Origin of the sequence: Methanosarcina sp. DH2 (assembly GCF_020804225.1) — an archaeon.
In the GTDB taxonomy this organism is placed as follows: domain Archaea; phylum Halobacteriota; class Methanosarcinia; order Methanosarcinales; family Methanosarcinaceae; genus Methanosarcina.
Genome location: NZ_WJBI01000005.1, coordinates 218,856 through 244,079 on the forward strand (window position 1 = coordinate 218,856; position 25,224 = coordinate 244,079).

Below are 25,224 nucleotides of genomic sequence, written 5' to 3' on the forward strand. Positions count from 1 at the left end.
GCTGAAACTTTTATCCTTTCTAAGGCAGGCAGGATGCATACACCATTTTTCCATCATAACTGAAGTTAAGGTTCCTTCATTAGAATACTAATCGGGGTTATCTTCTATAGCGTTAGATTGCTTTAAGGATACTCTGAAGGGTTTTTCGCACACAAAGGTATTAAACTGCTTCTTTTCCCATTCAATCCCTTTAGCTGTTCAATTCTGCTTTACATTGAACCTTATCTTGAATTCAGTACCTTGATTCTTTTTTAGTTCAATTTCTCCTTCCAATTGATCAACAAGGATGGCTACCAGCTGCAGGCCAAGAGTATCCGGGTTTTCAAAATGGATGTTTTCGGGAGTGCCAGCTCCATCATCTGAGACTATAAGGGTATATCCGATATTCTTTCCAGTAAGTTCTTCGTTATCATTATTCGATTCATTGCCGGCTTTTTCTTCTTTAAACAGTTTAATTCGAATTTCTCCTCTGTTTCTGCCTGCAAATGCATGTTTGAGAGAATTGGAGACAAGTTCATTAACAACTATACCCAGAGGGACTGCAGTATCCATATCGAAGAAAATTTTTTCTTCGAGGTCCGTGTTCAGGTTAATATCGGTATTCCCAAGCCTGTAAGTATGGAATAGATTCTCAGTGAGTCTCTGCAGGTATAATGAAAAATTAAGGGTATCTGTTCCTTCGCCTTCATAAAGTTCTTCATGAATGAGGGCAATTGATATTACTCTATTTTGGCTTTCTCTAAAAGCTTCCAGAACTTCCGGATCTTTTATACATTCTTTATTGTTGAACTTTTCAGCCTGAAGGTCGAGTAAGGACGAGATTACCTGCAGGTTATTCTTAATACGGTGATGAATCTCTTTCTGGCGGGCGATATCTATTTTTGCCAGAGCTTCTTCTGCCTGTTTGCGCTCAGTGATGTCCCTCGTGGTAATAACTACTTGCCCATCGGAGGAAGGCAGAGCGATTGCACTCACATCCGTCCAGATGATGCTGCCGTTTTCCTTGATTATCCCTATCTCTGAACTTTGAATCGACCCTTCCTCTTTCAAAGCCCTTACGCTTGGTAACTCCTCAAACAACATCTCTGTGCCATCTGACCTGAGATATTTTCGGGTTGCTTGCTTTCCTTTAAGTAAATCTGATCTAGAGAGACCCAGGATGTTCTCCAGGGCAAGGTTTACATCCAGGATATTTCTTTCTTTATCGGTGATAGAAACTCCAACAGGCAGCAGCTTAAAGAGAGCTTTCAATTTGCCTTCGCTCTCTTTCAACGAATAATAAGCTTTCTCAAGCTCTGCTGTACGCTCTTTAACCAGGTTTTCTAAGTTGTCCAGCGTCTCTTTTAGCTTAATCTCTGCCTCTTTTTGTTCAGTGATATCATTGAAAAGAATTGCTACTTTGTTACTTTCTCTACTTCCAAACTGAAAGGCGTAAATATCGTACCAACCGCCCATTAGTGGTTTTGCTTCACTAATGAAGTGCCTGGGTTCGCCAGTCAAGGCAATAATGCCATATGTGTCAAACCAGTGTTTTTCATGATCAGGAACGAGCTCTCGCATCGTTTTTCCTGCTGCTTCGTGCAGTCCTGTTTGCCTCTCGAACGCTGGATTTGTCTCCAAAAATCGGTAATCAATTGGCTTGCCACTTGCATCAAAAATCATTTCGATGATGCAAAAGCCTTCATCAATCGAATTGAACAGAGTTCGATATCTCTCTTCACTCTGGCGTAGCAATTCCTCAGCTTGCTTGCTTTCAGTGACATCACGGGTGTAAGAGAGTACACCAGTTACCTGCCCGGTCTCATCATAGCGTGGCTCGTAGATTGCTTCAAACCATCGTGGTTCGCCGCCGGGGGATAGTTGCAGGAGAGCCTGCTCGCGCATTCCCGTATTAAGCACGCGGCGCTTGATTGACTCCAGCTGCTGTGCCTGGTCTGGCGGCAGTAAATCAGCATCGGTCTTGCCTATTACATCCGATACAGATAATGGGGATGCCGGATTGTATATCCAGGTATAACGCAGGTCGTGGTCTTGTTCAAAAATGATCTCCGGGGAGTTTGCGATGATGATCTGCAGCCGTGCCTCGCTCTCGTGAAGTGCTTTGTTTGTTTCCTGGAGTTTCTCATACTGAGTCTGCAATTCCTCATGGGATACTTGCAACTCCTCGGACTGTTTCTGGATCTGCTCGTATGCCTTATACAGAGCTTCATCAGCCTGCTTATGTTCGGTAATATCTCTAAAAATTGCTGCGAACTTACCTTTCTCAGGGCTGAATGCATAAATATCTAAATATTTATCCGTCGCCTGACTAAATATCTCAAAATGCGTTGACTCGCCTGAAAGTGCCACTTCGCCGAATTTTCTAATCGCTATAGGGCTCGCGTTAGGAAATACTTCAAGGGCAGACTTGCCCAGTATTTGTTCCTTCTTTATACCTGTAATGATCTCATAAGCAGGATTTAATTCCAGGTGAAGATAGTCACACGGCTTACCATCTTTGTCACAGATTATCTCTGCAAGGAAGAAAGCCTCGGTCATGTTTGTGAAAAGCATCCTGTAGCGTTCTTCACTTTTCTGAAGAGCTTCCTCAGCCTGTTTGTATTTTGTGGTCTCACGTAATGATAAGACTAAGCCAGTCACGTTTCCACCGGAATTTTTGACTTGAGCTAGACTCCAGTCCCAATAAGTGACTCCGCGTTCGGGCTGATCGGGATAGACAAACGGCTTGTCCTTGTAGAATATCTCTTCGCCAGTATCCCGGACCTTCCGGAAAATCGCCTCGTTTTCCGCGTGAGGATATAATGCGAAATGGTTCTTCCCGATCATCTCCTCCGGCTTCATCTGGCACGATTCGGCATAGGCGGGGTTGACCCACACAAAATTGAACTGCGGATCGAGAAAGACCAGCATAACGTCGGTCGCCCGCATGACGCTTTCAAGCAAGCTTCGCTCATGGCTAAGCACCTCTTCAGTTCGCCTGCGCTCGGTGATATCTCGGATGATAACGACTGTCCGAGGCTCTCCATTGTTATTAATTAAGAAGGCAGTGCTTACTTCTCCTGGGAAAGTAGTTCCATCTTTTCTCCTGTAAGTAAGCTGAGCTTTTGCTGATCCAGAGCTTGCACGTTCGTCCAATAAGGCAGATAACTTCGGATCTGTCAGGTCAAACATTACATCTCGATCCTTGCCAATAAGCTCTTCTTCAGACCATCCAAGCATTCGACAGGCAGCCGGATTAGCTGAAAGGATTTTTCCACCATTTCTTGGGTCTGTTAGAATAATTGCATCCATGCTGTGGTTAAAGAGCAGGCGATATTTCTTTTCGTTTTCATTCAATAATTCACAAACTTTCTGGCGTTCTTCAGTCTGAGTCCGTAAATCTTCTGACTGGACCTGCAATTCTTCTTTGGATGTCTTCAACTCTTCAGATTGGGTCTGGGACTCCTCATAAGCCTGGCGTAGTGCCTCTTCAACCCGCTTGCGCTCTATGATATCTGCAGCCTGCCGAGCCAGAATGTCGACCAATATTAGTTCGCGCTCAGATGGCATGTGAATCTGGCTGAAATAGGTAGAGATAATGCCTATAAACTGACCCGATCGGCTGACTAGAGGCGTGGATTGAACGGCTCTTACTCCTTCACTAAACAGCATATCCAGAGCATCACTCCCAAGGAAAATGGGACTTCGAGTGATATCCTCCACGATCACACGTTCCATTCGTTTCATTGCAGTTCTGCATGCTGCTGCTTCCCCTGTGTCAACAAACTCAAAAAACTTTAAAAAAGGAAGCTTAAATCCCCTCTGGGCTACAATCTTCAATTTTCCTGTTAACGGATCGAGAATCTGTATGTTTCCTTTGTCAGCTCTGGTTATTGCAATTGCAGCCTCGACCATTTCCTGGAAAATAAAATAGGAATCGCCACCTTCTATATACTGCGTACTCAATTTGTGGAGAATATTCGTGTCTCTAACCTCGACTTCGAGCTTGTCCTTAAGTTTAACCAGCTCATTCTCCGCACGCTTGCGTTCAAAAATCTCGGCACGTAACCTTTGATTGGCTTTTTCGAGCTCGGCGGTTCGTTCCCGTACCCGGCTTTCCAGTTCGTTGGCATACAGGCGGTCAGAATTAGTCATAATTTTCCAGCCTTGTTTTTAAAATAAGAGACTAATACATCCATCAGGTCTTCTTTTATGCGGTTAGAATTGGCAAAAGTTTATTTCCAGGGTAATATTTCCAATAATATCAACACGAGCAGATCTAATTTTACTTCTCGTGTTCTTCTCCGACACTCAGGTATAAAGCTGAAAAGTTCTTGTCTTAAATCTTTATACAGCAAAAAATAACACAACTTTCGAGTCTATCGGAACAAATTAACTCTATCCGTATGATTTTGACGAAGATTTAGGTATACAGAAATTTAATGTACAATTTATAAGTAAATTGCACAGACAAGTATTTATTATATTGTATTTATGAACTTTAAATTTATAATCAATAAAAAATAAAAGCAATTTTTCCAAAAATACTTTTAGAATTAGATAAAATAAAACCTATAGTTTTAGATAAAATCCAGTCTGGCATCTTAGACCGCATAAGCCTGCGGAGCACCCGCCAGATTCCGAAGGGCAAGTCGTGTCGATTCCTTGCGGAGCACTATTTACGGGATGTAGCAGTGAATTACATCCCGCTGGCTGAGAGGATCTGGGCTTATCTTTCGGTTTTAGTCGTGTGGGCAGGGATGAAAAGAGGCTTTCAGAGCCTCTAACGAGGTAGGGTTTATGGAGGAGTAAATACCCCATCATAGCTCATTTTTCTATATTTCTAAACCAGATAGTGAATTCTGTTCCCTTATTCCTTTTTATCTCGATTTCACCATCTAATTGATCTGTCAGAACGTTTACAAGTTGCAGACCAAGTGTATCAGGGTTTTCAAAATCAATTTTTTCGGAAATGCCAATTCCATTATCTGAGACTATGAGGGTGTACCCAGTACCTTTTCCGGCATGTTCTTTTTTATTGCTCAGCTCGTTTCTAGTCCCTTCACTAAAGAGTTTGATTTGAATTATCCCCTTATCCCTGCCTGGGAATGCATACTTGAAAGAATTGGAAATAAGTTCGTTAACAATCATTCCTAATGGAACTGCAGTATCCATATCAAAGAAAATGTTTTTTTCAAGATCTAAATTTAAGCTGATATCGATGTTTCCAAGACTGTATGTCCGGGAAAGGTTTTCAACAAGTTTCTGAAGGTAAGGCGAAAAATTCAGTGTATCTGTTCCTTTGCCTTCGTGCAATTCCTCATGGATAAGTGCAATAGATATTATTCTATCCTTGCTTTGCCTGAAGGCTTCGAGAACTTCCGAATCGTTAATACATTCTCTGTTATTGAACTTCTCAGCCTGAAGATCTAAAAGGGACGAAATTACCTGAAGATTATTCTTGATCCTGTGATGGATCTCTTTCTGGCGGGCACTTTCTATTTTTGCGAGAGCTTCTTCAACCTTCTTGCGCTCAGTAAGCTGCATCTCGATCTCCACCCTTGCCTTCTGTATTTCCTCATGAGTCAGGAATTCCCGCCTGCGCCAGAAGTGAAGCAGCCAGCTAGATGCAACGGCAATGGCATTGGCAGTGAACATGCTGAGAAGCACCGTAAAAGAAGCTTGTGGTGACATCCAAAGATTGGGTGCAATAATCAACGTCCCCCCGACGGTGTACACCAGGGACAGAATAAGCTGGTTGATGAACCGATTTGGGATGGCGAGAACCATGACGAAAACAGCGAGAACCGTGACAATGGTATGGGCGACGAAGTTATCAGGCCGCGTCGCACTCACAGCAATGTTGGTGAGCGCCATAAAGAGACCCCAAAAAAGTTCAGCCCGGTCATAGGAGCGGTAGTTAGGAAGTCTTCGCAGGCTTTTGAGTAACAGGATGGTGTATGTAACGATAGCAAGTCTAAGCGCTAAAAGTCCATAGAACATCCGTGAGAGCCCAAAGAAACCATAATCATTGACTATAAGAACTGCAAAAGGCAGCATGGTCAGAAAAATGAAAATCCGGGCTAAAGTGACGTCCGCACCAAAGTTTATCTGTCGAAAGTGATCCTCTTGCTCCGCGTTCAACCCGAATGTCAGCCATTTCTGGATTCTTCCGACTTTGTTCATTTATCATCCCTCCTGGATTCGATACGATAGGGAAGCAGCTCGCTGAGCCTGCGGCATAGTTCGTTCATTCCCCTCCTTAAACCCGATCATCTACACCCTACCCAGCATTGCGCAGTTGAAGCGCGCCAGCTCCTCACTCGCTGCACGTAGTCCTTCGACGCGCGCCGGATCTTACTCTCCGCCTGCTTACTCTCGATGATGTTCAGAACTTCCAGATTAATATCAAAATCAGGAACAGATAGTCTAAAGGCTTCTTTTGACTCTTTTACTTCAAGAGGTTGTGATGTGATCCACATGCACAGCTCATTGTTCTCCAGTCCTGCTTTGAAATAAGGGACAGGTATTTTTACCAAGTCTTCTTTTCTCTGATTGAATTGGCAGAAATGCGCCCCCCCATGGAGTATTTCCAGAAACATTAACACCAGAAGTTCTAATGTTATTTCTCATATTTTCTCTGACATTCAGGTACAAAGTCAGAAAGCTCTTGTGTCAAAATTTTTGCTTGATCGAAAGTTGCAGGTTTTATGTTATCTAATTTTAAGTATCATATGTTATCTAATTTTAAGTATCATCCAAAAAATTAATTATATTAAATACTAATTATAATAATTGGGTGTTTAAGAACTAATTATAAAATAAATAATAAAATAAATATTTATCTATAAAGTTTTCTTATAAAGATTTCACACTATAATTTTACATATTTAAGAACATTCATCAAAAGAAATGTTGACCGAAAATAAAGTTAACTTGTTCCTTTAAGACTTCTAAAAATTGTAAATAGACAGTCGAAACATTCTATTACTTATTGAGTGTTTCACTTAGAAATTAGAAATTATTGGTCTAATAGCAGATGGATAATAAACAGATTTAGACCAAAGTAAAAACCCCAAAAAAGATGATGGTAAAAGGCAATAAAACAAGTTATACAAGAAGAAACCCAGAGGCACTGCATCCTTACTGCATCCCCCAATGCAGTCTTCGAATCCTATCTATGCTTCCCAACTATTGAATTCGAAGAGAAGATCAGCGGCCTCACGGGTGATTCTTTATGTGGTAGATTTTACCCCACCTTACTTCCCAACTCCAGCATATACTAATAAAGTAAATTATATTAAATTAATTATATCTAAAATTGCCTTCGAGAAAAAAATAATTCGGCGTAAAAAATTTCAAGCTCATTATGACATTTTTTATGTAATTTCTGTTATTTTCAATGGTATTAAAATTTTCAATATAATATAATTATTTAATTATATCAAAGTTTAAAATAAAAACCAATTTTTCGTATCAATTATGATATATATATTGATGCTGTCTTAGATGTACAGATTAAGGGTAATAGGGTTTCCTCTTAATCTATGGGTTGGATCGCAGGTAGGGCTTGAGAATAGGGACTCAAAACCCTACCATCTACTTCTTAGCTAATTTTCAAAAACATTAACTCTTTTTTGGAAATTCTTTTTCTTTGAATTGAACTTATAACTTAGTCCTCTTGAGCGTAGCGAAGCTCACTGCTAAGACCATAATTTAGCCTCTTGAGCGTAGCTAACTTCTATAACCCACAAATTAGTCCGCTTGAGCGCAGCGAAACGGACAGCACACTACAGAGCCGTAACTCTACCGAAAAGGACAGCGAGCTGTTGCACTTACAGTGCAACTCCCAGAAAATCTCCGATTTCCTGTGATCCCTAATCTCAATTCGGAAGGTAAATTATCAACCCGTAAAGGTGACAGTCTCAAATTAAGTTCAATGAATCCAGGCCTACTTTAATAAAAGTCAGTCCAAATATAATCTGGGCAATTCCCAAAGCGCGAACGATAGAAAAGTAATATTTACTGTTAATAAAATACTTTGACTTCTCTACAATTAACGCAACAATTACTTTTGACCCTACAAGAAGTAAATAGAAACCTGCTATGAATAAGATTGTAGCCCATACATGAACACTTAAACTCTTAAAGATTATCGGACCTCCAATGGAAAGCCAGAAAACGTATGGGTGTGGGTTCCCGAAGTTGACAATAATTCCTTTTTTAAGGGCGTCTTTCTTTCCTACATTTAATTCAACGCTGTCCTTTTTGATTTTCATGGATTCGATTCCTGAATATATCAGATATGAAGCCCCGAAAAAAGCAATAATTCCGATAAAAAGATCAGAACTTGTTAGATGCGACAGAACAAACAGTACAGCTAAAATTATTGGCAGATCTGTAATTAAAGGAGAGACTGCAACTTTTATTCCTTCCCACTTGCCATGCTGCAGTGTTTCAGAGATAGTTACAGCCAGGAGCGGGCCCGGAGATGTCCCTGCAGCAAGGCCGAGAAACGCTCCCATAGCTAAATATTCAATAAGATCCAGCATCTGTAATACCTCATTTTTCACATGTCAGTTCAAAGGACCTGCTGTAAAAGCTGCTTAGCAAGCCAAGAGTTCCGTATTCATTTAATTTAACACAATTAATTTGACAGATAATTAATTTGACACATTTAATTGGACACCTAATTAAACATCTACTTCAACCCTTAATTAAACACATAATGTGCATGCATCCATTCATACAATGAAGGCGAGATGAATACTTTAATGCCGTAAATAGTACAATGTATTATGCCTGCGAATAAGATTTAATGCTATATAACCACATACTATTTTAAAAGGAATTTCGGGTCTTTAAACCCTTATTTAAACCCTTATTTTTTTGGAAGGAGGCACTCAGGCCTCAAGTTTCGAAAACAATAATGCTCCAATCGCACAGACAAGGGCTGACAATGCACCTATTACCGCCAGATCACTGTAAATGCTAAATGTGCTCATCCCGACAAGGACTCCTCGAAGTCCGTCAACCCCATATGTAAGGGGGTCGATCCTGCTTATGAAATAGATTGCAGGGGGGAGGTTTTCAAGGGGGAAGAGGGCACCGGACAGGAAGAAGATGGGCATTATCAGGAAGTTCATGATCAGCTGGAAGCCGTGCATATCTTTCATTTTTGAGGCTATGGCGAGGCCAAGTCCTGTAAAGAAAATTGCTATAAGGGACATGAAAATTAACCCAAACCCAAGGCTGGCTAGGCTGGAAATCCTGAATCCCAGTACATAGGTCAGGCTCAGCACGATCAGGCCCTGGATCATGGCTATTGTTGCGCCTCCAAGGGTTTTTCCGACCATGATTTCCGTCCTTGAGATCGGAGCCACGAGGGTCTCTTTGAGAAAGCCGAACTGCCTGTCCCAGATTACTTCCAGGCCTGAAAAGACAGCTGTAAAGAGGATTGACATTGATATAATCCCGGGTGCGAGGAAGTCCATGTAGTTTGCTCCTCCGCTTGCTTTTGTATACATTGGCCCGAAACCGAACCCGAAAGCGACCATAAAAAGAAGGGGCTGCCCGAGAGACCCGATCAACCGGGCTTTTGAGCGCCAGTAGTGTTTGAGCTGCCTGAGCCAGAGGATGTAAATTACTTCGATCAATTCCTGCTCCTCCTTCCCATACCTCTCATAAACCTTCTTTTGTTTCCTCCGCCTCCGTTTTCGTCTCGTATGTCCCTGCCTGTAAGCTTGAGGAAGGCTTCTTCAAGGGACTCGGTACCGGTATTCTCTTTTATCTTTTCCAGGGTGCCGGACTCTATGATTTTTCCATGGTCTATGATTGCTATTTCGTCAGCTATCTCTTCGGCTTCGTCCATATAGTGAGTAGTCAGAAAAATCGTCATACCCCTTTCTTCATTCAGGTTTTTTATATGGGTCCAGATTGACTTTCTCGTCTGGGGGTCAAGTCCCACAGTAGGCTCGTCCAGGAAAAGGATCTTCGGGTAATGGACAAGAGACCGCGCAATCTCAAGTCTGCGCTTCATTCCTCCAGAGTACTTTTTTACATAATCTTTCCTTCTTTCCCATAACCCTACGATTTCAAGGGCCTGCCGGATCCTATCCTCCCTCTCTTTTCTGGGAACTTTGTAAATCACGGCATGATACTCCATGTTTTCGTATGCAGTAAGTTCTTCGTCGAGGCTGTGGTCCTGAAAAACGATCCCGAAAGAAGCCCTTGCATTATCCTGTTCTTTCAGGGCATTAAAGCCGTTAATTCGGATTTCTCCAGACGTGGGTTTCAGGACTGTTGTAAGCATCTTGATGGTCGTGGACTTGCCTGCTCCGTTAGGGCCGAGGAAAGCAAAAATCGAACCTGTTTCTACATTAAAACTGATGCCCTTCACTGCCGTAAAATCCTCGAATTTTTTTGTCAGAGATTGGACTGAGAGTATGTTTTGCATGACTGGACCTGAAATTATTTTTTTAATAAGGAAAGGATTAGTTTAGAGATATCTAAGTAAAAAGTATCCTGCTCCTGAAAGAAGGTCTTGAGCAGTTTAATTAGATATATGTAAAGAATGATATTTATTAAAAGTATATCTTTCTGCTACTGGAAATGAAGACATTATTTATAAACTCTTTTGTTGAAATAACATCTCAATTCTAAATCGTCTGCTATTATTATGTTGATTCCATTACTATTATGTGAATTACTTTACTATTATATAAATTCCCTTACTATTACCTGGATTCTACTACTGTTATGTGAATCCTGCTATAATTCTGTGTATTTTGTGGATCTGTTTCTGCTGTGCTTTGTCTCTTCAAACCGGTTTCCGGCTTTACTCTTATTTTTTTAAAAAGGAAAGGGTTTAAATCTTTGAGGAAATGTTTTATTGAAGACAACACGAGCAGGCTTTCTGGTTTTGATGAAACAGCAGCCACGCCTTACTATTATTTGCGCGTCTTACTATTGTTGACACGATTTACTATTATTGATGTTTCAACTTTTGGTTCTTCGAATCTGTTTATTGATTACTCTTCGATAACCATTAGTCAATAATTATATCAGATACTTATTATATCGATACTTATCGTTTAGTTTATGGTCTATCAGATATTTATGAATCTACCATAATACCTGTGAATCTACAATGATATTTATCATTTAATCCTTGTCTGTCAGATATTATTCATTAATTCATCAATTCATTGATTCATTAATTCACGAATTCGTTAATTCTCAACTACTTACATTCAGTTCGGCACATCAAATGTCATCTTATTTATCAGCCTATCTAACAGGCGGGAGCAATTAAATATGAAAAGAAAATGGGAAAGGGACCTGGGACTTCAGGGACGGATGCTTTTCACGATGTTTCTTCTGGCAGTAGTTTACCTTTTTTTCCTTGCATTCCTTTCATACTATGGAACGTCTCAGGTTTTCATGATTTTATTTATCGGACTTTTCATGGGCATTCAGTACTTTTATTCGGACAAAATGGTGCTCTGGACAACAGGAGCACACATTGTCTCAGAAAGCGAAGCCCCGCAGCTGCATGGTATGGTAACCAGGCTATGCGCAATAGCCGACCTCCCAAAACCACAGGTAGCAATTGTCCAGACCCGGGTCCCAAACGCCTTTGCCACAGGCAGAAGCCCGAGTAAAGCTGTTGTTGCAGTCACAACAGGGATTATGGAAAAACTCTCTCCAGCCGAACTTGAGGCAGTGCTTGCCCATGAACTGAGCCATGTCAAGAATAGGGACATGGCTGTCCTGACGATTGCCAGTTTCATCTCAACGGTGGCTTTCTACATTGTCCGCTACAGCCTCTACTTCGGAAATATGGGAGGAGATAGGCGGCGGGATGGAGGAGGCATTATACTTGTCTGGTTAGTTTCAATTGCAGTCTGGGTAATCAGCTTCCTGCTGATCCGTGCCCTTTCCCGCTACAGGGAATTTGCTGCAGACCGGGGGTCGGCAATCATTACAGGGCAGCCTGCAAATCTTGCCTCTGCTCTTATGAAGATAAGCGGGCTCATGGAAAGGGTGCCAAGCGAGGACCTCAGGAAGGTGGAGGGAATGAATGCCTTCTTCATTATCCCTGCAATCTCAGGTTCTTCGTTTATGAATATCTTTTCCACTCACCCTTCTGTTGAGAAAAGGTTAGCCCAGCTTGAAAAAATGCAGCAGGAAATGAGTTAATAAAAGAGGAAATAAAAAAACAAAAAAGGTAAATTAAATAAGAAATGACTAACGGGATCGATTAAAAAACGAATGATTAAGGAGATAAGTTAAGATGGGTTTGCGGGATTTTATGGATGCAGTCATGGGGAGGAGCAGGCTCCCGAAAGCAAAGAGTGACAAACTGTTTGCGATCTCTACAGCAAGCATCACTCTGGAAAGCAATCTGGGCCTCAAACCTTCGGGATCTGCAGGCATCTGCTTTAAGCCAATGGGGACTACATCTTATGAATCTGCCCGAAAGGAGATTCAGGAACTTCTAGAGTTCAGCTCAAAGGAAACCGAAACCGAGTTCAGGCTGGAAAAAGACGAGTTCAATTTCCTCTGGGCTATTTTTAAGGACCCTGATTTTGAAGATCTCGTTGCAAATATCCACCTTGTGAGCCAGACCCTTGAAGACCGCGGCTTTGGCGAGCAGATTCTATGCGCCATTTACAGGTTTGACAGTGAACCTGAAGCCGGGACATCCGGACATGAAGGAAAAACCGGTGGAAAAGCTGGCGGCAGAAAAGCTGTCTACTGGATTTACAACTTCAAACAGGGAGCTTATTATCCCTTCATCCCGCTTGCAGGCAAGCAGAGAGACAGCCCCTTTGAATTCAGACTCAGGTCAGAGATGGAAAGGGAAATGCCTGTCGAGAAGAATGTGGAAAAATGGTACCCTCTCTGGGGAATTCCTTTCTAAACTGGCGTATCTGAGTTTTCCCTTTTTCCTATTTTCGGCCTTAGCTTTCAATTCTCTTTCAGCCTTAGCTTTTAATTCTCTTTTCAATTTTCCAGACCTTTATCAGTTCTTTTTTCTGTTTTTTAATTTGATTTGAGTTCAAATTTTCTTTTATTTTGAAGTTTCTGCATTTTGCCTTCCAAAATTAAGGTTTATATAGAAACCGACAATATTTAAATGTAAAAAGACAGTTTAATTTTCAATGCTTCTCTTTGGACATCTGGGCGTTACGCTCGGGATATTTTTTGGGCTTGGGATTTTTATACCCAGATTAAGGAATATCATAGACCCAAGGTATCTGGCAATCGGAGCTATCCTGCCTGATCTAATAGACAAGCCTATAGGCGAAGTAATCTTTGCTTCAACTTTTTCAAGCGGACGCATTATAGGTCATACCCTGCTGTTCTCCTTTCTTCTCTTTCTGATAGGTTTATACCTGTACGAAAAAAGGAGAGACATAAGGGGGCTTTCCCTGACTTCGGGCTCTCTTTTACACATTTTTGAAGATCAGATGGGGTCAGATCCTCAAACTTTCCTCTGGCCCCTGTTTGGATGGAGTTTTCCTAGAGACTCAAGGGATTACATTGGGCTGGAACATTTAATGCAAATGCTGGTAGAATCTTTCCACCTTGAGTTTTTGCAAAGCCACATGACTGAAATTCTGGGAGTGGTAATAGGGTTTGTTCTGGCTTTTTATTTGTCAAAAAAAATTGTAGGTCGAGAAGAACTCTGATGAGATCGTAAGAGAAGAAGATAAGACCGTAAGAGAAGAAGATAAGATCGTAAGAGAAGAAGATAAGATCGTAAGAGAAGAAGATAAGATCATAAGAGAAGAACTTTGAAAGAGCTGCGAGAAAAGAATTCGGATGAGATTGTAAAAAAGCAGTTTATAAGGTCAGAATGAATTTTATAATGAAATAGCCGCATATTATGAAGCCTGTTATGTAAAGTCCTGCTGTCAAGGTATCTGGTTTTTCATTCTTTTTTTTCATTCTTTTTTTCATTCTTTTTCCTCTGTTTTTCTCTATGTGATTTTTTTCTCCTGTTCAGGATATTACATCTATAATATATGAACCTGTTATACAACTGTTGTACTAAGTGCCTATCCGAAAAGTCAATAGTGGCACGTTGTAAAGTCACAATAGGTCTATAATATCGAGTATCTGTTCAGGCCCTGTATATCTCTAATTGTAAAAGTTACAGCAGGTCACAACACTTTTCGGATAGGCTCTAAGTTGTATTTACACTTTTGAAGTGGGCTTTTTGTTTAAGAGCAGAAGGATAACGCCCAGTAAAGTAACAACAATACTATTGATGATGATTATTTTTCGCAGAACACTTTCGTTAAATGTCTTTTTCCATACCGAAACATATTCGCTGGAAATGTAATTTTCTGCAGGATATTCTTGAAAAAGCTTGTCCAACACTGACTTTTCCGAGCCATCCGCTGTATAGATGAAGATTTCGTTTGCATATTCCGGATGAAAATAATCATTCGTTTTCTTATAGTCGAGATTCCTTGTTACAAATTCATTAAAAGTGTCCGCATCATACTGATAGAGTCCATAGTTTCTTTTTGCATCAAAGGAGACGTAACAAATATCATAGCTGTTTATGCCTGCTATGGTATAGGTTTCATTTTCATAGTTAACCCTGCTGCCGATTGCCCGGGTCAGCATTTCATCGGTATATGCAAAGTGCTTTTTCAGCAATTTCTTTGAAATTGTAATTTCGTGGACGCCGTCCCGAGGAAGCCTGCCTTCTTCCAGATATCCTGTACCGTAGGGGATAACAGTCTGATGAAGATAATCCTGTGCTATGGATTCAGGTACAGCAATGAGATTCAATTTATCCAGTAATCTGTCTTCGCTTGCAGTCTTATAAATAAGGGTATCTAAATAACTGGTATCATAAAGAATTACATTTTCAATCCCGTCCATTGAAGCAATATGAGGAATGTCCTCGTAGGTTATCATCCGATCATAGTTTTCGGAATCGATATCCAATCCAGCACCTCTGGCATAAACTGCATTAAGGTCACCATATGTGTGGTCTACCTGATAGATAGCAATGATATTGCCTGGGGGTATGGTTTCCGTACAATAACCATTGGTAATCTGAGAATATGTGAACAGGGATAAGGCTGTGATAACAAGTAATGTTAGTAAGACTGACAGAATTTTGGTTTTTTTATTTGTGGGGATTATTTTTAGCCAACTCCATGCTGCGAATGGGGAAGTGTATCATAATACTCGGTAGATTCTACTCTATAGATATTAATCTTATTTTTTGTTTACTGGTCCGTTACTTATCAATATACGAGGCATTATGCGAGGGATTGTGTAATCAAACATTTTCGCAAGTTTTTTAAGCTGTTATTTAGTATTTAATGCGCATGCCCGTGCTAAATCTATACTTTCTCGCCTTCGAGATTCTGGTTTTAGTGCTCTTTCTGGCCTGTCTGCAAAATGCATGGCAGCGAGGCTCCTATGTAGTCTGGCAATTTCTTGCCGGGGTGCTTTTCGGCTTGCTGCTGGAATGGGCTACAATCCAACAGCTCGATGCCTACGAATACGGACGCTTTCTTGTAATGCTTGGGCCTGTCCCTGTGGTCGTTGGGGTAGCCTGGGGAACTATCATCTATAGCGTTTGCTCCTTTTCCGATAAAACCAACCTTCCGGAATGGGTACGACCGGTGCTCGATGGCCTGATGGCCTTGAATATCGACCTTTCCATGGATGCAGTAGCCATCCGCCTGGGCATGTGGGATTGGGGAAAAGGTCTTGATTATCAGTACTTCGGTGTTCCTTACAACAACTTCTGGGCATGGTTCTGGGTTGTGTTCTCATTTTCAGCAAGCCTTCGATTGCTATCAAAGCTTCCCGGCTTCTGGGGACGCTGTTTCTCCCCTGCAGGAGCTATAATCTGCGGCACTACAGGCGTGCTTATTACCAACGAGCTCATTACCAACATTCCCAATGACCTGATACATTACGCTACTATCATTGCAGTCTTAGGAAGTGCTCTGTTATTGGTTTTGGCATTACGCCCGGAAGTCTCGGTCCAGTCTCAGGCTGCATTTGTCTTTCTTGTACCTCTCGGATTTCATGCCTACTTCCTGATAGCAGGATTAGTTTCAGGCGCCCTCCTGGACCCACCCTTTTTGCTGGTGGTAAGTATAGTTATGAGCATAGTAGCAGTTGGGCTTCATCGAGATGCTCTAAATTACTGGTATCGGTCTAACAGAGAAAGCAAAACAGAGAAAACAGGTAATTAGACCACTGACTGACCTCACCTTACAATCCTTTTACGCCTGTCTTTTAAGGGCCAACCCAACGAGGGAGCATTACAAACGAACATATCTAATTAGTGAGGGGAAAATAATGTCCAGATTTCCATTCTCAACTGGGGTGTAAAACTTTTAACAACAATACTTCCTCCTGAAAGTACAAATGTAAAAATTAAATTTGCTCAGTATCATGCTTTTGAAGATCAGGCAAAAAGGCTTGAGATAGCAAAGAAGTTTATTGAGGCCAAGTTTAACAAGTCCCAGGCACTTCTTGATTACCTTAAACTTGAGGTATCCATAAATTAAATTTGATATTTCGGATGAACTCAAAAAGTTAGAAGAGGCCAAAACCATTAAAGAGGTTATGGGGGTTGAAGGAGGCCTGGCTTGGAAATACTGGAACGAATTTTCAAAAGCTATCCCTAAGAAATATGAGTTCTGTTCAAGGATAGATCAGTACAGGCGGCCTATGGGCTCAGGAGATATGGTAAATACATGCTGAACTATGGCTATGCTCTGCTTGAGGCTGAATGCTTGAAAGCCATAAATACTGTTGGGTTAAATGCTCATGTAGGGTTTTACATGAGATGAACCCAAGCAAGAACAGTTTAGCTTATGACCTTCAGGAAACTTTTAGATTCCTTGTGGACCTGGCAGTTGTCAACCTGATTGAAAATGGAACAATGGATAAGAAAGACTTATCACGACTGAGAATTACAACCTGAGGTTAAGGGGGTCAGGGGGTTATCTCATTACTTGGCAGGGAAAACTAAAGAACTTGATTTTGTTCTCCCCGAGTTTGGGGGTCAGAGAGTTGATTCCCACGAAATTAGGCAAAAGACCCTGAATATTTCCTATTCAGATTGGAAAAAGCTAGGGTTTTCTAAGGGGACTCTACATTACATGAAGCAAAACGCCATGTCAGATAAACCATTCACTCTAAACAGCCATGTTTTAGAAAGGGTTAAAGCTTGGGAAAACTTAGTTTCTGGGGGTCAGGTTAAGGCTTAGGAGGGTTAGATTTTAGAGAACTAGAATATTAAGTCTTTTCTGTGAGTTATTATAGAGCGGATCCTAAAACCCAAAATATGCCTTTTTGAATTCCACATTTTAAATAGCTAATTGGGTTTCTCATTATATGGGCATTACTGAATTCTGAATAATAAAAAAGTGGATCTTATGATCAACTTATTTACTATACATTTTCTTATTTTTAGAGACTTAGAAGATTTACACAAAAAAGAACTACTCAAATCAGAAAGTGCGGAAATTTAGCAATTATCTATGAAAATAAGAATATGAGAAGGCTGAACTTGTAGATATTTAGATATAGTTTTTTAATAATATAAACGCTAATAGAATATATTCAGTGAATTTTAACTTAAAAGAGTTCCTTGATTTTAAAAATAAATTTGTATCATTTTTTAAAAAAAGCGTTTTTTAGAGACTCCTTGGTTCGGGTCTTCCTTTCTGTTCCTTGGAACCAATTTAATATTTTGTGGTAAGACTTTCTTAATGTATAACTGCATCTACAGCCCCTATAATCATACTATCAAAAAATATAGTTTAAAAAGAATGGATATTTATACCCTCCACCCTCCCAATCTAATGCATAAACTTGACCAATCTTATCAAAAGCTACTCTTTGTTATTTCAATCTGATTTATTTCAATCTGATTTTCATAAAGTATTGATAGATTTAAGTATTTAGAGGGTTTTACAAAGCTCATTTCTCCATTGTTGAAATTGTTGATTTGTCTTTATACAGACCTGCGTTGTAACTTTCTCCAATATCACAATTATTTATGCTTCCTATAGCTGTGGCCTCTCTATATAAATTACTGAAACTAGTTCTCGATATATAGCCAGGGAATTTTGACATATCCTTAGAGATACCCCCAATAATATCACCTTTACCTACCCAGTCGGCTTTAACGGTCAAAATCTCTTTCTCACCTGTGTTCCCGTTATATATCTCCATCTCAATCTCAGATAGACTTGCAGAATCTAGAGTATTAGATATTTTGAAAACTTTATCCTGTGTAACCATGAAGCCTGACTTGTAAGAGCCATAACCTGTCATTTGGTCATATGTATATACTGATAAAGAAATATAAGTTCCATCATCTTTTTTGGTTACAGACATACTAGTGTCAGTAACTATACTTCTTTCTTTTTCAGTCCAAGATGCAGATGCGTAGGTTTGATCATCACGAATCATTGTTTTTTGTTCTAGCGCGTCTACGTTCACTGCCATTGAAAGCAAGAGAACAAGGAATAGTAATATCTTATATAGATTTTTCATATTATCTCCTTCATATAATAGCTAGCAAATAAATAATAATATATTATTATTTATTTACATTATTTATTAAGAATAAGATAACTAGTCTATTAAATTTACGTAATTGTTATATCACTAAAATTAGTTACGCAGTGGTACATAAGGTGTCAATATATTAATCAAGAATAAATAATAGATATGTCATGTTTTTCATAAATGAGGTCTATATGCTCGCTTTTTCAGAATTGATTAATAACTTATGGACATTACTACAATAAATCCATTTACTAACTCAGTTGAGATTAGCAGGCAGAGATCTGGCAAGATATTCTCAAACTACATTATGGGCAGGTTACTGAAAGGAATATTGAGGAGAAATATTCTAACTTTTATGTAATTTCTCAGCTTGTAGTTGCTACTTCCAATGTGTTGAACAGGTTCAAGAAGCTGAATAAAGGGAAAGCCTTGGAAAGAGCAGATTAAGCCTTTTAACTTCTGCCTTGTAGGTACCCAAGCATTTGAGGAAAACGGTAAGGTCGTTAAGCCTTTAGCTCCTTTCACAAAAAACTATCAGAAAATAGTACATGAACCATTTATTGATTATGAAACTGGGGAAGTTAAGGAAGGATCTCAATATTTCAAACCATTAAGCAGAACCATCATGCAGTATGTTGAGCACCCAGAAAATAAGTTCGAGGGTAATATTGGAATTTTAGATAGAAAATATATTCAAGCTGATGGGTTGATCTATATTGGAAAGGAAGCAAATAATATTGAAGATCAGCCTTTGGACGTTATCAAGCCTCAAGTTTTCATTAATGAGGAAGAGATAACAAACTTTATTTTGGATTTGACTCCTGAGGACGCCAGAAAAATAGGGATTAAGCATAGGAGTGAGCTAAAGTATCTTAAGAAAAATGCGAAAGAGGGAAAGTTAAATTTTAATTCCAAAAATGTGAGAAAAATCATAAACTATTACTATACATCAATATGTGAGCATGATCCAATTTATTAAACCTGATGTCATGAAGCTAGTTGACTAGCTTCGTGATTAAGCTATGGAAAACTTGAATTTTCAGTTAAACAATAAGCAAGCTAATCTATGTTGCGTTTTGTTTTCAAAGTGTTTATCTGTTGGAATTTAAAGTTGCGTTTATCATCTTTTTCTTAGTTTATCTAATCTTTTTTCTTTATTACTTATCGTGGTTGATATATGTTCTAATAGCTCTTTGTATTTTGGTTCTGTAATTTGGTTCTTATGTATCTTCCATTTTTCTAAACGTTCATCTGATTCTTCAATTGTTAAATTTAGTTCTTCTAGTTTTTCAAAAGTCACTTTGTTGCTCTTTATATCATCGATATAAGCTTCGAGATTTGTTATTGTTTCTTTCTCTGCTAAGTCACGCCGTATTGTCATTTCTTTTGTAATCTTACATGGATTTGATTCCATACTTTCTTTTAACGGATAGTAAAATTTGTCAAGGCTATCTTCTAAGTTTCTGATTTCTTTTTCGTTTTTCGTATATATTATCGCTACCATTGACAGGATGAGTGAGAGCATTGCTATTCCTGTATCTAACATTGCTTGTACTTCCGTATAGTGACTTCTGATCCTGAACATTCGTTAATATATTTGTCTCAATACTAAACATATTACTTTATATATTCGTACTAAATATCTGGATCTGTGGCATCACTGTTTAAAAAGTTCTTCAGAATATTTAAAATTAATATAAACATCTGGCTGTTGATAATACTATTATTTTTTTTAACTTTAATTTTGATGATTTCTGTATATGGATCATTAATCGTAGCAGGACAGCTCAATGAATTGCTATTGGGAAACTTCTCTTCAGTGAATTTAGAGGTATTTACTGAGTTCATTATAATAGCCGGGATAGCTTTTACTTGCTTTATTTTTCCTTTGAATTATATTTTACTAAGAAATTCAAAGCCCGAAGAAAAATTTATTAAACCTAAATATTTAGTTCCTCTTTTTATTATTCATATCCTATTAGTATATGCCACTGTATATGTGTCCATAGCGTTTTTTTATGTGATAACGTATGGAGTTTTTATGCCTCCTGAAATATATTACATATTCAATAATAATGTAATAAACTTGAAGGAGTATCAGTTAATTCACGCTCAGTCTTACGTAACAGGAATATTTTGTGTATCAATAATTTTGTTGACGTACACTTTATATTCTTTATTTTGTGCATATGAGATAAAGAAAGGCTTTTTCAATTTATCTTACTCTCAAATAATTAATAAAATGAGTAGTCATTTCGAAGTAGAGAAAAACGAAACAAAGACTGGAGAATCTAGATATCGAAGTTTAATAGAAAAAATGTTTAATTATAAAATGGCAGAAATCTATTATAGATCTTTTATTTACTATTTTTCAGCCATATGGATTATAGAGCCGGTAATTATTACGTTTGTTGTTTTGAGGGACACTATCTCTAAAGAATTTCTCACTGTTGTTTTAACTATGAATGACCGGTTTACAATTACATTTTTTTTGCTGAATATAATTTTTATTTTTATTCCTGCCTATATTTTTTCCAATCTGAGAGAAATTTACGGGTTTAATATTACAACGTTTCTTAATAAAAACAAAATTGATAAAGGCATAGATTTTTATTGCAAGTATTTAAGTATAATTACCTCGCTTTTCATAACTCTGAATATATATGGAATATATCATATCCTTGAGGAGTATGGGAATATCGTTCCTAACACCAACGCCAAAGCTGCTCTTTCACTTATTGTAATTTATGCAACAAATTATGCTTTTTCGAAACCAAGGGAATTACTTAGTGTATTTCTTAAGTATATAATATACGAATCATAATTAACTCCTAGTGGAAACGAACAGAAGAATAAAGCAATAAACTTGGTTTCTTAAAAGTAGGGCTGTGATCATTTCTACAAAAGCATTCAAAAAATTTGCTTTTTTATTAATCTGACTTTATAGAAAAGAATTAATTTTAGCTAGGGCAATTTTGAAAATTAATGGTTGTGCATAACTTCTGCACAAGCGTACAAAATATTCGAGATCCCTATATCCCCTTAATTTAGTGCGGGGTAATAGGGATCTTGAATTTTTAGTGCGTTACTGACAAATTTTCACAGCACTGCTTTTTCTAAAAATTACCTTAACTAAAATTCGTTCTTTTCTATAAAGTCAAATAAATAAAAATATCAATTTTTGCAGAGTAATCACAACCTCTATTTTTCAAAAATTTACCATGTGAATAAATAATACGTTTTATAATAAATGGTTTATAATAAAATTAAATTTCTTACCTTTTGCAGATGCATTACTCAATTTTTAGAAAGTTGCCTCGACCAAAAAATACGTTTTTTTCATAAATTTGTTAAAATAAGTGAAAGTTTTTGTATTGTATATTTATCCTGTGCCACCTTCTCAAGTTCTGCCCTTAGCTTGGAATTGTGCCTTTCTAGCCCCTCAGATCGAGCCCGGCTCTTTGCAAGTTTTCCGGGATCAGTGGACTTTGATAATGATAATTCATTATTTTATCTATCAACTTCAGCATTTTTTTTCCGGTAACACCTGTTTTAGATTGTGTTTTTCGAAGTTTTTAACTTCTCGCATCTTTTCCCAAATTTCACCCCCCCAAATTTTTAGGGTTAATAATAAAAATACAATGATTGAAAAAACAAAAGCAAATAACGGTGGTTGGTTAAGTTTTTTATATGTATGAGCATAAATTGTTATAGATATGAAAATACAAGCGAGTATAGCAGTTGTATCTAAAAAGTCAATTTTACAAATTCTCTTGAAAAAGGTAATATTATAAAAATGGGGAGTATCCTGTTCTAAAGAAATAAAAAAAGAAATCATGTAATAAGAAAAACAAATTATGTACACAAGGAGAACTATAAAGAAAAGATATGAGATAAGTAAAAGCCAATTAAATTTTTCAAATATAGAGTCAGAGATGAAATAAACAAGCATGCCGTTGTACATTTCAACGGAAATTACAAAATAAGCAAGAATAACGAATAAGCTTTTAAATAAATCGATTGTAGAGTTAAATTTGTCATTAAACTTTCTTTGTTCTTCTTTTGTTTTATTTAGTTTCCTTAATGGATTTAACTCAATATCCTTCTTATAATTGAATAGACTTTGAAGTACCAAAATAAAGATCGCTATGAATATTCCATACAATGCCCCAATTGTTTGCATTATTGTTGCAGGCAACCACGTAGGATCACTCATCGAATAAGTATACTATGCATCTATTTAATAAATTTTTTGATGTGTTGATTAAGGTGTCCAGATACACATACATAAACTGAAGTTACCAAAACTTCCACCATAGTTCATTATTCTCAGCGAACTTGTTGTTTAACTTGGTTGTTGTTTAACTTAAGTGTTGTTTAACTTAAAATCCAAGTGAAATATGTGGTGTTTTAATATCAGTTTTGAGCGCTTTATAATACCTGTTTGGGTCAAATCTACATACTAAGATACTTCACAAATAGCAGTAGAAAGCATTTAAGTTATATCGAAATAGAAAAAGTTGAAGATACTGGTTTTACAAGAAGCAGAAAAAAACGGTAAGACAGTTTATAAAGCTAAGCAGGCATATTAATTGAATAAAGTACGCAAAGTGTATTTAGTGATAAGAGTATAATGAGATAAATGTTCAAGCTTGCAAATATAGTAGAGCAGATTGCTGAATACGAAAGAATTATTCAGACAGAAAACTAGATTTCTTTAAGTTAATACTTTTTTTTATCTATATACGCCTAAATCAGCTTATACTGTTGACACAGCTGTATTATTTGAATCATAAATCCAATAAATGTAACTATACTTGCAGGTGTTTGGACTAAATCACCTAACTTTGATTGTTTAGATTCATTCAATTTACTTAGAATCTCCATTGTTTTATCGTTTTGAGGAAGATAGCTAATCGACTTTTCAAGTTCATCCAAGCGATCTTGTAAGATTTTGTTTAAATCATCTATTTGTTTAGCTAAATTAGAGTTTGATACTTCGTCAGAATTAATGCCTAGTTGTGATATCTTGTTTAGGTTTTCAACATCTGCTTTAACTGTGCTGAGCATCAAAATAACATTAGAATAATTTAATCCAATGTTAGAAATGTTAAAACTCATACAACTTAATTTATCTTTAGTATTGACAATTTCAGCTGTTACTTCTTCTTTAGCACTGACAATTTCACCTATTATTTCTTTTTTAGCACCTATTATTTCACTTTTCATATCTTCTCTAAATTCAAGAAGTTTACCATCTAACTTTTGCGCTGGGACTACTTTCATCGTAGGGATCTGCCCAAGCACAAAAAGCAAGGCATCATATTGTTTCGCCAGATCTCTTTCGTTTTTCATTACCTCAATCTTGTTTAGAAGATATCTATTTTCAGGAAGATCTGCTACTTTCATTTTCAACAAATAAGCAAGATCCTCTACTCTTTGTGTCATTTCCTCCTGACTACTAACTTCCCATTTCTGAACTTCTCCATTGATTTCACATGCAATGTCTTCTGTATCAGTTCCTTTCGCTTCTTTGCATACGGTCTTTGCTTTTTCTTGGATTTCTTTTAGAAGCTCTTTTAAATGTCTGTCCAATATTGGTAATCCTTTTCTCAGAACTTCTGTCGCAAACGGTGTCTTTTTATCGGTGTTTCTCATTAGTTCAGCTGCATGATCACAATATTTTCTATAAAAACTAAGTTCATCTTTTTTTGCCCCAAAGTCCAGATTTTCTAGATTCTGGACTTCTTTTAGTGCATTCGCAAGGTTATTAATAGCTTCAAAGAGCAATTCTTTGCTTTTTGAACTGCCAACGGCATATTTAGCTTCTGCCAGATATTTGTCAACTTCTTCTTTTGCCTCCTGCTTTTTGAAAATTATTATATGGAAAGAACGATAAAAATGGAGACAAAACTGAGAAGGATTATCCCATCTCGGCCCCTGTGCTGCTTTTTCAAAAAATGAGATTGCTTTTTCCAATTCCTGTTTATAATCTTCTTCTTTTTCTGCTGTGGATGCCTTGAATATAGAAACCTTTCCAAGAGAGTGGTTTGCATAGGCTCTCACTGAACTGTATTTATTTGTGGTTAATTGAATTAAGTCGTTCCATGCCTGTTGTTTATCTGGAACTTCAGGAAAAATAGAACCAAGGACATCGGCGACCTCCATCCTTACATCACTTCTCTCATCACTGGTAAGTCTATGCAAATCGTTCCACGCCTGTTGTTTATCTGGCACATGAGAAAACGCAGAACCAAGGGCAAAGGAGGCCTCCATCCTTACATAACTGTCTTCATCACTGGTAAGTCTGTGTAAGTCGTTCCATGCCTGTTGTTTATCTGGAACTTCAGAAAACATAAAACCGAGGGCAGGGGCGGCTTTCCTCCTTACATAAATGTCTTGATCATTGGTCAATTTATGTAAGTCATTCCAAGCTTGTTGTTTATCTGGTAGTTGTGGAAAATTATCTTTTAATTGATTCAACGCCTCATAGCGTTCTATGAGATCATCACTTAGGCAATGTTTGTGAATCTCCTCTTGGTCTATCAACTGCCTAACACCATAGGTTTCGATAAATCTTAATGCTTAAAACAGTTTCTTTTTGCTTGTTGTTTAACTCGAGTGTTATTTAACTTGGTTGTTGTTTAACTTAAGTGTTGTTTAACTTAAAAT

At 38.0% G+C, this 25,224-nt stretch carries 17 protein-coding genes and 3 pseudogenes; 9 read left to right on the plus strand and 11 right to left on the minus strand.

Annotated features, from left to right (window positions below; genetic code table 11):
- Nucleotides 1-198 precede the first annotated feature (198 nt).
- The 6 genes and pseudogenes from FXV91_RS09810 to FXV91_RS09835 all read right to left on the minus strand — a co-directional run bounded on the left by FXV91_RS09810 (nucleotide 199) and on the right by FXV91_RS09835 (nucleotide 10,435).
- Nucleotides 199-4,134 (minus strand): PAS domain S-box protein, encoded by a 3,936-nt coding sequence (locus FXV91_RS09810; protein ID WP_229390403.1) that lies wholly within the window; start codon nucleotides 4,132-4,134, stop codon nucleotides 199-201.
- A 672-nt stretch (nucleotides 4,135-4,806) separates the two neighbouring features.
- Nucleotides 4,807-5,520 (minus strand): annotated as a pseudogene (locus FXV91_RS09815) (sensor histidine kinase); the annotation flags it as partial.
- A gap of 731 nt (nucleotides 5,521-6,251) precedes the next feature.
- On the minus strand, nucleotides 6,252-6,581 hold the full coding sequence (locus FXV91_RS09820; RefSeq protein ID WP_229390404.1) for an MEDS domain-containing protein: 330 nt from the start codon (nucleotides 6,579-6,581) through the stop codon (nucleotides 6,252-6,254).
- A gap of 1,323 nt (nucleotides 6,582-7,904) precedes the next feature.
- A complete protein-coding gene (locus FXV91_RS09825; protein ID WP_229390405.1) occupies nucleotides 7,905-8,531 on the minus strand; it encodes a LysE family translocator in 627 nt (208 codons plus the stop codon).
- A gap of 351 nt (nucleotides 8,532-8,882) precedes the next feature.
- Nucleotides 8,883-9,635: an ABC transporter permease gene (locus tag FXV91_RS09830; RefSeq protein ID WP_229390406.1), complete on the minus strand. Its 753-nt coding sequence runs from the start codon at nucleotides 9,633-9,635 to the stop codon at nucleotides 8,883-8,885.
- Nucleotides 9,632-10,435, minus strand: coding sequence for an ATP-binding cassette domain-containing protein (locus FXV91_RS09835; protein ID WP_229390407.1), 804 nt, complete (start codon nucleotides 10,433-10,435; stop codon nucleotides 9,632-9,634). The genes FXV91_RS09830 and FXV91_RS09835 overlap by 4 nt, the downstream gene beginning before the upstream one ends.
- A gap of 860 nt (nucleotides 10,436-11,295) precedes the next feature.
- Here FXV91_RS09835 and htpX point away from each other — a divergent pair.
- From htpX to FXV91_RS09850, 3 genes are all read left to right on the plus strand, one after another.
- A complete protein-coding gene (gene htpX, locus FXV91_RS09840) occupies nucleotides 11,296-12,180 on the plus strand; it encodes a zinc metalloprotease HtpX (RefSeq protein ID WP_229390408.1) in 885 nt (294 codons plus the stop codon).
- 94 nt (nucleotides 12,181-12,274) lie between these two features.
- Nucleotides 12,275-12,904: a hypothetical protein gene (locus tag FXV91_RS09845; protein WP_229390409.1), complete on the plus strand. Its 630-nt coding sequence runs from the start codon at nucleotides 12,275-12,277 to the stop codon at nucleotides 12,902-12,904.
- Nucleotides 12,905-13,145: 241 nt separating this feature from the next.
- On the plus strand, nucleotides 13,146-13,676 hold the full coding sequence (locus FXV91_RS09850; protein ID WP_229390410.1) for a metal-dependent hydrolase: 531 nt from the start codon (nucleotides 13,146-13,148) through the stop codon (nucleotides 13,674-13,676).
- A 508-nt stretch (nucleotides 13,677-14,184) separates the two neighbouring features.
- On the opposite strand, the gene FXV91_RS09855 is transcribed toward FXV91_RS09850, so the two are convergent.
- Nucleotides 14,185-14,949, minus strand: coding sequence for a hypothetical protein (locus FXV91_RS09855; protein WP_229390411.1), 765 nt, complete (start codon nucleotides 14,947-14,949; stop codon nucleotides 14,185-14,187).
- A gap of 389 nt (nucleotides 14,950-15,338) precedes the next feature.
- Here FXV91_RS09855 and FXV91_RS09860 point away from each other — a divergent pair, with 389 nt between their 5' ends.
- From FXV91_RS09860 to FXV91_RS20210, 4 genes and pseudogenes are all read left to right on the plus strand, one after another.
- On the plus strand, nucleotides 15,339-16,220 hold the full coding sequence (locus FXV91_RS09860; RefSeq protein ID WP_229390412.1) for a carotenoid biosynthesis protein: 882 nt from the start codon (nucleotides 15,339-15,341) through the stop codon (nucleotides 16,218-16,220).
- Between the two features lie 111 nt (nucleotides 16,221-16,331).
- Nucleotides 16,332-16,538, plus strand: a pseudogene (locus tag FXV91_RS20200) (CRISPR-associated endonuclease Cas1); the annotation flags it as partial.
- Between the two features lie 58 nt (nucleotides 16,539-16,596).
- Nucleotides 16,597-16,957: pseudogene (cas1, locus tag FXV91_RS20205) on the plus strand (CRISPR-associated endonuclease Cas1).
- A 31-nt stretch (nucleotides 16,958-16,988) separates the two neighbouring features.
- Nucleotides 16,989-17,243, plus strand: a complete 255-nt coding sequence (locus tag FXV91_RS20210; RefSeq protein ID WP_345945494.1) for a hypothetical protein — start codon at nucleotides 16,989-16,991, stop codon at nucleotides 17,241-17,243.
- A 715-nt stretch (nucleotides 17,244-17,958) separates the two neighbouring features.
- On the opposite strand, the gene FXV91_RS09870 is transcribed toward FXV91_RS20210, so the two are convergent.
- Nucleotides 17,959-18,498 (minus strand): hypothetical protein, encoded by a 540-nt coding sequence (locus FXV91_RS09870; RefSeq protein ID WP_229390413.1) that lies wholly within the window; start codon nucleotides 18,496-18,498, stop codon nucleotides 17,959-17,961.
- Between the two features lie 679 nt (nucleotides 18,499-19,177).
- Here FXV91_RS09870 and FXV91_RS09875 point away from each other — a divergent pair.
- Nucleotides 19,178-19,531 carry a hypothetical protein gene (locus FXV91_RS09875; RefSeq protein ID WP_229390414.1) on the plus strand — a complete coding sequence of 118 codons (354 nt, stop codon included), beginning with the start codon at nucleotides 19,178-19,180 and terminating at the stop codon, nucleotides 19,529-19,531.
- Nucleotides 19,532-19,672: 141 nt separating this feature from the next.
- On the opposite strand, the gene FXV91_RS09880 is transcribed toward FXV91_RS09875, so the two are convergent.
- On the minus strand, nucleotides 19,673-20,098 hold the full coding sequence (locus tag FXV91_RS09880) for a hypothetical protein (RefSeq protein WP_229390415.1): 426 nt from the start codon (nucleotides 20,096-20,098) through the stop codon (nucleotides 19,673-19,675).
- Between the two features lie 201 nt (nucleotides 20,099-20,299).
- On the opposite strand from FXV91_RS09880, the gene FXV91_RS09885 reads away from it, so the two are divergent.
- Nucleotides 20,300-21,376: a hypothetical protein gene (locus FXV91_RS09885; RefSeq protein WP_229390416.1), complete on the plus strand. Its 1,077-nt coding sequence runs from the start codon at nucleotides 20,300-20,302 to the stop codon at nucleotides 21,374-21,376.
- 699 nt (nucleotides 21,377-22,075) lie between these two features.
- Here the strand turns inward: FXV91_RS09885 and FXV91_RS09890 are convergent.
- Both FXV91_RS09890 and FXV91_RS09895 read right to left on the minus strand, forming a co-directional pair.
- Complete coding sequence (locus FXV91_RS09890; RefSeq protein WP_229390417.1) at nucleotides 22,076-22,768, minus strand: hypothetical protein; 693 nt, start codon at nucleotides 22,766-22,768, stop codon at nucleotides 22,076-22,078.
- Nucleotides 22,769-23,301: 533 nt separating this feature from the next.
- Nucleotides 23,302-25,101 carry a HEAT repeat domain-containing protein gene (locus FXV91_RS09895; protein WP_229390418.1) on the minus strand — a complete coding sequence of 600 codons (1,800 nt, stop codon included), beginning with the start codon at nucleotides 25,099-25,101 and terminating at the stop codon, nucleotides 23,302-23,304.
- Nucleotides 25,102-25,224 lie beyond the last annotated feature (123 nt).

What these genes read in the sequence shown, in the direction of transcription:
- FXV91_RS09875 (WP_229390414.1), top strand. Translation starts at nt 19,178, where the DNA reads ATGCAGTATGTTGAGCACCCAGAAAATAAGTTCGAGGGTAATATTGGA.
- FXV91_RS09825 (WP_229390405.1), bottom strand. Translation starts at nt 8,531, where the DNA reads ATGCTGGATCTTATTGAATATTTAGCTATGGGAGCGTTTCTCGGCCTT.
- FXV91_RS09835 (WP_229390407.1), bottom strand. Translation starts at nt 10,435, where the DNA reads ATGCAAAACATACTCTCAGTCCAATCTCTGACAAAAAAATTCGAGGAT.
- FXV91_RS09860 (WP_229390412.1), top strand. Translation starts at nt 15,339, where the DNA reads ATGCCCGTGCTAAATCTATACTTTCTCGCCTTCGAGATTCTGGTTTTA.
- FXV91_RS09880 (WP_229390415.1), bottom strand. Translation starts at nt 20,098, where the DNA reads ATGTTAGATACAGGAATAGCAATGCTCTCACTCATCCTGTCAATGGTA.
- FXV91_RS09820 (WP_229390404.1), bottom strand. Translation starts at nt 6,581, where the DNA reads ATGTTTCTGGAAATACTCCATGGGGGGGCGCATTTCTGCCAATTCAAT.
- FXV91_RS09890 (WP_229390417.1), bottom strand. Translation starts at nt 22,768, where the DNA reads ATGAGTGATCCTACGTGGTTGCCTGCAACAATAATGCAAACAATTGGG.
- htpX (WP_229390408.1), top strand. Translation starts at nt 11,296, where the DNA reads ATGAAAAGAAAATGGGAAAGGGACCTGGGACTTCAGGGACGGATGCTT.
- FXV91_RS09850 (WP_229390410.1), top strand. Translation starts at nt 13,146, where the DNA reads ATGCTTCTCTTTGGACATCTGGGCGTTACGCTCGGGATATTTTTTGGG.
- FXV91_RS09885 (WP_229390416.1), top strand. Translation starts at nt 20,300, where the DNA reads ATGATTTCTGTATATGGATCATTAATCGTAGCAGGACAGCTCAATGAA.
- FXV91_RS09845 (WP_229390409.1), top strand. Translation starts at nt 12,275, where the DNA reads ATGGGTTTGCGGGATTTTATGGATGCAGTCATGGGGAGGAGCAGGCTC.
- FXV91_RS09810 (WP_229390403.1), bottom strand. Translation starts at nt 4,134, where the DNA reads ATGACTAATTCTGACCGCCTGTATGCCAACGAACTGGAAAGCCGGGTA.